The organism is Brachybacterium sp. ACRRE, from assembly GCF_022346485.1.
Classification (GTDB): domain Bacteria; phylum Actinomycetota; class Actinomycetes; order Actinomycetales; family Dermabacteraceae; genus Brachybacterium; species Brachybacterium halotolerans.
Genome location: NZ_JAKRMO010000109.1, coordinates 1 through 7,046, shown reverse-complemented (window position 1 = coordinate 7,046; position 7,046 = coordinate 1). Strand labels below are relative to the sequence as shown.

General features: G+C 72.5%; 5 protein-coding genes. 3 read left to right on the top strand and 2 right to left on the bottom strand.

Annotated features, from left to right (window positions below; all coding sequences use genetic code 11):
• Positions 1–143: 143 nt before the first annotated feature.
• The gene (locus MHY49_RS19445) at positions 144–1,745 is read right to left on the bottom strand and encodes a DUF349 domain-containing protein (RefSeq protein ID WP_239206650.1); all 1,602 of its coding nucleotides are present in this window, start codon (positions 1,743–1,745) and stop codon (positions 144–146) included.
• 329 nt (positions 1,746–2,074) lie between these two features.
• On the opposite strand from MHY49_RS19445, the gene hisS reads away from it, so the two are divergent.
• Positions 2,075–3,430 (top strand): histidine--tRNA ligase, encoded by a 1,356-nt coding sequence (gene hisS / locus MHY49_RS18570; RefSeq protein ID WP_239206648.1) that lies wholly within the window; start codon positions 2,075–2,077, stop codon positions 3,428–3,430.
• Positions 3,431–3,531: 101 nt separating this feature from the next.
• Complete coding sequence (trxA, locus tag MHY49_RS18565) at positions 3,532–3,900, top strand: thioredoxin (RefSeq protein WP_152353135.1); 369 nt, start codon at positions 3,532–3,534, stop codon at positions 3,898–3,900.
• Positions 3,901–4,032: 132 nt separating this feature from the next.
• Here the strand turns inward: trxA and MHY49_RS18560 are convergent, their stop codons facing one another.
• Entirely contained in the window at positions 4,033–5,955 is a 1,923-nt protein-coding gene (locus tag MHY49_RS18560; RefSeq protein ID WP_239206646.1) for a DEAD/DEAH box helicase, read from the bottom strand.
• A 166-nt stretch (positions 5,956–6,121) separates the two neighbouring features.
• Between MHY49_RS18560 and aspS the strand changes: the two genes are divergently transcribed.
• The coding region (gene aspS / locus MHY49_RS18555; RefSeq protein ID WP_239206644.1) for an aspartate--tRNA ligase at positions 6,122–7,046 on the top strand (925 nt) is incomplete at its 3' end.

Genomic DNA, 7,046 nt, shown 5'->3' with positions numbered 1-7,046 from the left:
GGGCGACGGCGGGGGAGGGCGGCTCGGGCGGAGGCATGCTCCGAGCATCCCGGTCGGGCGTCCGCGCATCAAGGCGCCCGCCCGTCCTGTGGACGAGCGGGCGCTGTGGAGGAACGGGAGCGGCGCGTGGAGGCCGCGCGGGATCAGCCCAGGTCGCGGGCGGAGCGCTCGATGACCTCGAGCCACTCGCGCCGTGCGCGCAGCGCCTCCTCGGCCTTCGCGATCTTCGCGGGGTCGCCGGTCGCGCGCGCCTTCTCGAGATCGTCCTCGTAGCTGGAGATCGCCTCCTGGAGCTGCGAGGACGCCCCCTCGACGCGGGCACGGGTGCGGGGATCGGTGCGACGCCACTCGGCGTCCTCCGCCTGCTTGAGCGAGCGCTCGAAGGTGCGCAGTCGGTCCTCGATGCGCCGCATGTCGCCGCGGGGCACCTTGCCGGCCTCGTCCCAGCGGTCCTGGATCCTGTGCAGCGCCGCGCGGGCGCCGTCCAGATCCTCGGCCGGGTCGACGGCCTCGGCCTCTGCGAGCAGAGCCTCCTTGACCTTGAGATTCTCCTTCTGCTCGGCGTCGGAGGCCGCGAGGTCCTCGTTGCGCGCCGCGAAGAAGGTGTCCTGTGCCGCCTTGAAACGAGCCCACTGGGCGTCGTCCTTCTTGCGGTTGCCGCGCGGGGCCGCGCGCCACTCGTCCATGAGGGAGCGGTAGGCGCGGACCGTCGGACCCCAGTCGGTCGAGTCCTTCATCTCCTCGGCACGACGGATGATGTCCTCGCGGATCTTCTCCGCCTCCGCGTGCTGCTCGTCGAGATGGGAGAAGAACTGGCGACGCTTGCGGTCGAAGGCGCTGCGCGCCGCGGAGAGCCGCTTCCACAGCGCGTCCTCGGTGGACCGCTCGAGGGAGGGCCCCTCCTTCTGCATCGACTTCCAGGTGCCGACCATGCCGCGCATGGTCTCGCCGGCGCTCTTCCAGCTCATCCGCTCCGGCTCGGTCTCCACGAGCTGCTCGATCGACTCCACGAACGCGGTGCGCTCGGCGGTCGCCGCGTCGCGGGCCTGCAGGCGCTCCTCCTCGAGGGCGTGGATCTTCTCCTTGGCGCTCTCGCGCAGCTCCGACGCCCGCGCGCGCAGCGCCGGGATGTCACCGATGACCTGCGGCTCCTTCATGTTCTTGCGCAGGTTCTCGAGCAGACGGTTCAGATCGGCCTGCGTGAGCTGCGGCGTAGCGAGCCGCTGCTGGGTGACGTCGAGGAAGGCCACGAGGTCGAGGTAGGCCCGCGCGAAGGGCGTCAGCGCCTCCTCGCGCTCCGCGGAGGCCGCGGGGCCCAGCGAGCGCTTCTGGGTGCCGTCCTGGACGCTGACCGTGCCGTCCTCCTCGAGCGTCCCGAAGGCCAGCGCCTCCTGGATCGCCGCCTCGTCGTACTCCTGCACGGGAGGCGCGACGGGGATCAGCGGCGCCGACGGTCGCCGGCCGGCGAGTGCGGCCGGGCTCGGCGTGCCGGGACGAGGGGTCGGCCGGGGCGTCGGACGCGGAGTCGGGGCGGCGGGTGCCGCGGACTCGGGCGCAGCGGCCTCGGACGTCTCGCTGTCGGTCGCGGCCTCGGGCGTCGCGTCCTCGGTCGCGGCGTCGGGCGTCGTCGCCGAGGAGGTCGCGCTCTCGGAGGCGGCGCCCTCGGACGCTGCGCGCTCGGTCGTCGAGGCGTCGGGAGTCGCGCCGTCGGGCGCGGTGGCTTCGGGAGTCTCGGACTCGCTCACGGGGGAGCTCCTTCTCTCGTTCCGCTGGATCGCGGGTCACTGCCGTCACCGGGACGGCGTCATGGTCGTGGCGCGGGACACCACGCCAGGGAACTCTACCGCCGATCGTGCACGCATCCGCGCGCGTCCCAGGGGCTCGCATCCGCAGCGCACCTGCATTGTGCCCTGCGCGTCGGCCCGCCACGCGGTCGCGGTCCCGGGCGGTGCGCTCCTGGGTCGATAATGGGTGCTCGGCGCGCAGGCACGTACCGCTCTCGCGCCTCGCACGCCGCACGGGCCGCGCCGGCACGCGCGGACCGCCGCACGCACACCACGCAAGGAGCACACCCGTGGCGAAGATCAGCGCCCTGTCCGGATTCCCCGAGCACCTGCCCGAGCAGCGTCTCGTCGAGCAGCACGTCATCGACGTGTTCCGCCAGGTCGCCGAGCTCCACGGCTTCTCCGGGATCGAGACCCGCGCGGTCGAGCCGATGAGCCAGCTGCTGCGCAAGGGCGAGATCGACAAGGAGGTCTACGTCCTGCGTCGCCTGCACGCGGAGGAGGACGACGGGTCCGAGGCCGATCCCGATCGTCAGCTCGGCCTGCACTTCGACCTCACCGTGCCGCTCGCACGCTACGTGCTCGAGAACGCCGGGAAGCTCGCGTTCCCGTTCCGCCGCTTCCAGATCCAGAAGGTCTGGCGCGGCGAGCGACCCCAGGAGGGCCGCTACCGCGAGTTCTACCAGGCGGACCTCGACATCATCGGCCAGGACACCCTGCCCTCCCACCAGGAGGCCGAGGTCGCCGTGGTGATGGCGGAGATCCTCTCGCGCCTGCCGCTTCCCGCCTTCACGATCCGAGCGAACAACCGGAAGCTCTCCGAGGGCTTCTTCCGCTCGATCGGCCTCGAGGACTTCGAGGGCGTGCTGCGCACCATCGACAAGCTCCCGAAGATCGGGGAGGAGGCCACCGCGCGCCTCCTCGTCGAGGAGGCCGGCGCGAGCGAGGAGCAGGCGCGCACCTGCCTGGCCTTCGCCTCGATCCGCACCCGCGACGACTCCTTCGCCCAGCAGGTCCGCGATCTCGGCGGCGAGGGCGAGCTGCTCGAGGAGGGCATCGCCGAGCTCGCCGCCGTCCTCGAGCAGGTCGAGGCGGCCGTGCCCGGGGTGATGATGGCCGACCTCTCCATCGCTCGCGGGCTCGACTACTACACGGCGGGGGTCTTCGAGACGTTCCTCGAGGGCAGCGAGTCGCTGGGCTCGATCTGCTCCGGAGGGCGCTACGACCGGCTCGCCGCGGACAATCGGCACACCTACCCCGGTGTGGGCCTCTCGATCGGGCTCTCCCGCCTGGTCTGGCGAATGCTCTCGGCCGACCTCGCGCGACCCAGCCGCGCGGTGCCCACGTGCGTGCTGGTCGTCGTGGAGAGCGAGGAGACCCGGCGGCGCAGCGAGGCCGTCGCCCGCGACCTGCGCTCCCGGGGCATCCCCACCGAGGTCTCGCCGACCTCGGCCAAGCTCGGCAAGCAGATCCGGCACGCCGACCGCCGCGGCATCCCCTTCGTCTGGTTCCCCCACGAGGACGAGGAGGACGCGGTGCGCGACATCCGCTCGGGCGAGCAGGTCGAGGCCCGCGCCGATTCCTGGGAGCCCCCGCGCGAGGATCTGCACGTGCAGGTCCTCGCGGGCCCCGGCGGCGAGGGCTGAGGCCCTCGCACCGCACGGACCGGACACGCCGGCGCCGGGAGACATGCGTCACCGGCCGTTCGCACGGGAATGTGCGAACGGCCCGGGGCGTTGTGGGGGGCATGGCTACAGTCACGCTGACGTCCGAGAACCACGACGAGACCGTCAAGGACGGCGTCGTCCTCATCGACTTCTGGGCAGGATGGTGCGTCCCCTGCCAGCGCTTCGCGCCGATCTTCGAGCAGTCCTCGGAGGACCACGGCGATGTCACCTTCGCGAAGCTCGACACCGAGGACCAGCAGGAGCTGGCCATGCGCTACGGCGTGACCTCGATCCCGACCCTCGTCGCCTACCGCGACGGCGTGCCCGTCTTCCAGCAGGCCGGCGCCCTCCCGCAGGCGGCGCTCGAGGACCTCATCTCCCAGGTCCAGGGCCTGGACATGGACGAGGTCCGCAAGGCCTACGCCGAGGCGCAGGCCCAGCAGTCCTGACCCTCCCGTCGGCAGGCCGCCGGCGGTCCCACGACGCGGAACGGCCCCGCACCCATCGGGTGCGGGGCCGTTCTCCGTCCGTTCCGGGGCGCGCCGCGTCCGTGGGACCGGCGCACGCGCGGAGCTGCGCGCTCAGCGGCCGCCGTGCGCGCGTCCGGAGTCGCGCCGCGGGCCGCCCTCACGGCGGGGTCCGCCGAATCGCCGGCCGCCCTCGTGGCGCCCGCCCTCGCGGGAGTCGGGTCGACGCGATCCGTGCTCGCGACGGCCGCCCGTGCGCGGGCCGCGGTCCTCGCTGATGCGCAGGGTGCGCCCGGCGATCTTCGCGTGGCCGATGCGGTCGATCTGGTCGTCCTTGAGGGATCCGCGGATCTGGACCAGGGAGAACGAGCCGAAGATGTCGATCTTGCCGATCGACTTCCCGTTCAGGCCGCCCTCGCCCGTGATCGCGCCGACGATCGCAGCGGGCTTCGCCCCGTGCGAGTGGCCCACGGAGACGCGGTAGCTGGTGAAGCCCTTCTCGGGCTGGCCGGGGGCGGGACGGCCCTTGCCGTCGGACTCGCGATCCCGGTCGGAGCCCTTGAGGTGGGCGCCGGTGAACTCCTCGTCGCCCTCGACCTCGGCCCCGGGGCCGTCGTCGCCGACGGCCGTCGCGGCGAGCACCGCGGCGAGCATCCGCGGCTCCATGCCGCTGCTCTCGAGGAACGCGTCGACCTTCTCGAGGTAGAGATCGAGCCGACCGCGCTCGGCGCGCTCGGGCACGGAGGCCAGCAGCTTCTCGGTGCGGTGGGCGGAGACGTCCCGCGGGGAGGGGATCGAGATCTCCTGCAGGGTCTGGCGCGTGGTCTTCTCGATCGCGCGCAGCTTGCGGCGCTCGTGCGGGGCGACGAAGGTGAGCGCCTCGCCGGTGCGTCCCGCGCGGCCGGTGCGGCCGATGCGGTGGACGTAGGCCTCGGGCTCGCCGGGGACGTCGAAGTTCACGACCAGGCCGATCTTGTCGACGTCGAGGCCGCGGGCGGCGACGTCGGTCGCGACGAGGACCTGCAGCGAGCCCTCGCGCAGGCGCTCGACGATCTTCTCGCGCTCCTTCTGCGGCACGTCGCCGCTGATGGTCGCGGCGACGACGCCGCGGGAGACGAGCGCGGTGCCGACCTCCTCGGCGGCCGAGCGGGTGCGCACGAAGACGATCGCCGCCTCGGCGTCGGAGGTCGCGAGCACGCGGGCGAGCGCGCCGGTCTTGTGACGGAAGGGCACGACCGCGTAGCGCTGGGAGACGTTGGTCGTGGTGCTCGCCTGGCGCGACACGGAGACCCGCACCGGGTCGCTCATGTGCTCCTCGGCGACCCGCTGGATCGCGGGCGGCATGGTCGCGGAGAAGAGCGCGACCTGCTTGGACTGCGGGGCGTGGGAGAGGATCTCGTCGACGTCCTCGGCGAAGCCCATGCGCAGCATCTCGTCGGCCTCGTCGAGCACCAGGTACCTGAGGGTCTCCAGGTGCAGGTTGCCGCGCTTGAGATGGTCGATGACGCGTCCCGGGGTGCCCACGACGACCTGGGTGCCGCGGGAGAGTGCGCACTCCTGGGGGCCGTAGGGCGAGCCTCCGTAGACCGAGGTCACGGAGAGCCCGTCGACGTCCTGGGCGAAGGTGCTGATCGCCTCGGCGACCTGCATGGCGAGCTCGCGGGTGGGGGCGAGCACGAGCGCCTGGGCCGCGCGCTCCGAGGGGTCGACCGCGGTGAGCATCGGCAGGCCGAAGGCCGCCGTCTTGCCGGTGCCGGTCTGGGCCACGCCGATGACGTCGCGCCCGGCCAGCAGCTGCGGGATGGCCTCGCTCTGGATGGGGGAGGGGGTCGTGAAGCCGAGCCGGTCCACGGCGCCCTGCAGCACGCGCGGCAGGTCGAGGTCGGCGAAGGTCGGCTCCGCAGGGGCCGCGGGCGTGGCGGGGGCCTCAGGGGCCGACGGCGCCTCGGTCGCGGAGTCCGCGGCCGGGCCGTTCGGCTCGTCGGACGCGGGGACCTCGGGTGTGGGATCTGCGGCGGAGGGGCGTGCTTCGTTCATGGTGTCCTTCGACTGCGGGGCGGGGTGGACCCGCCAGCGGTGCAGGTCGGGACAGATATCCAGGATACGGAGCGGGCATGCCCGGGCACAGGGGCGCAGGGGGCGAGATCGCTCACCCCGCGATAGCATCGGGGCGACCGCATCCCTGAGACGAAGGACTTCTTCCGTGCTGCGCACCCATCATGCCGGTGAGCTCCGAAGCGAGCACATCGGCCAGACCGTCACCCTCACCGGCTGGATCGCCCGCCGCCGCGACCATGGAGGCGTGACGTTCCTGGATCTTCGCGACGCCAGCGGCGTCGCCCAGGTCGTCGTCCGCGAGGACGAGGCCATGCACCTGCGCAACGAGTACGTGCTGAAGGTCACCGGCACCGTGGACCGCCGTCCCGAGGGCAACGAGAACCCCGCCCTGCCGACCGGCGAGATCGAGGTCACCGCGAGCGACGTCGAGGTGCTGAACCCCTCGGCGCCCCTCCCGTTCCAGCTCGACGACCACGCCGAGGTGGGGGAGGAGGCGCGTCTGCGCTACCGCTACCTCGACCTGCGCCGCTCCGGTCCGGCGCGCGCTCTGCGCCTGCGCTCGGACATCAACCGCGCGGCCCGCGAGACTCTCCTGGACGACGGCTTCGTCGAGATCGAGACGCCCACGCTCACGCGCTCGACCCCCGAGGGCGCCCGGGACTTCCTGGTGCCGGCGCGGCTCGCCCCCGGCTCCTGGTACGCGCTGCCGCAGTCGCCGCAGCTGTTCAAGCAGCTGCTCATGGTGTCCGGGATGGAGAAGTACTTCCAGATCGCCCGCTGCTACCGGGACGAGGACTTCCGCGCCGACCGCCAGCCGGAGTTCACCCAGCTCGACGTCGAGCTGAGCTTCGCGGAGCAGGAGGACGTGATCGCCCTCGCCGAGGAGCTGCTCAAGAACGTCTGGAAGGTCGCCGGGCACGACATCACCACCCCGATCCCGCGGATCACCTACGAGGAGTCGATGCGGCGCTACGGGTCGGACAAGCCCGACCTGCGCTTCGACCTCGAGATCACGGAGATGACCGAGTACTTCTCGGACACTCCCTTCCGCGTGTTCCAGTCGCCGTACG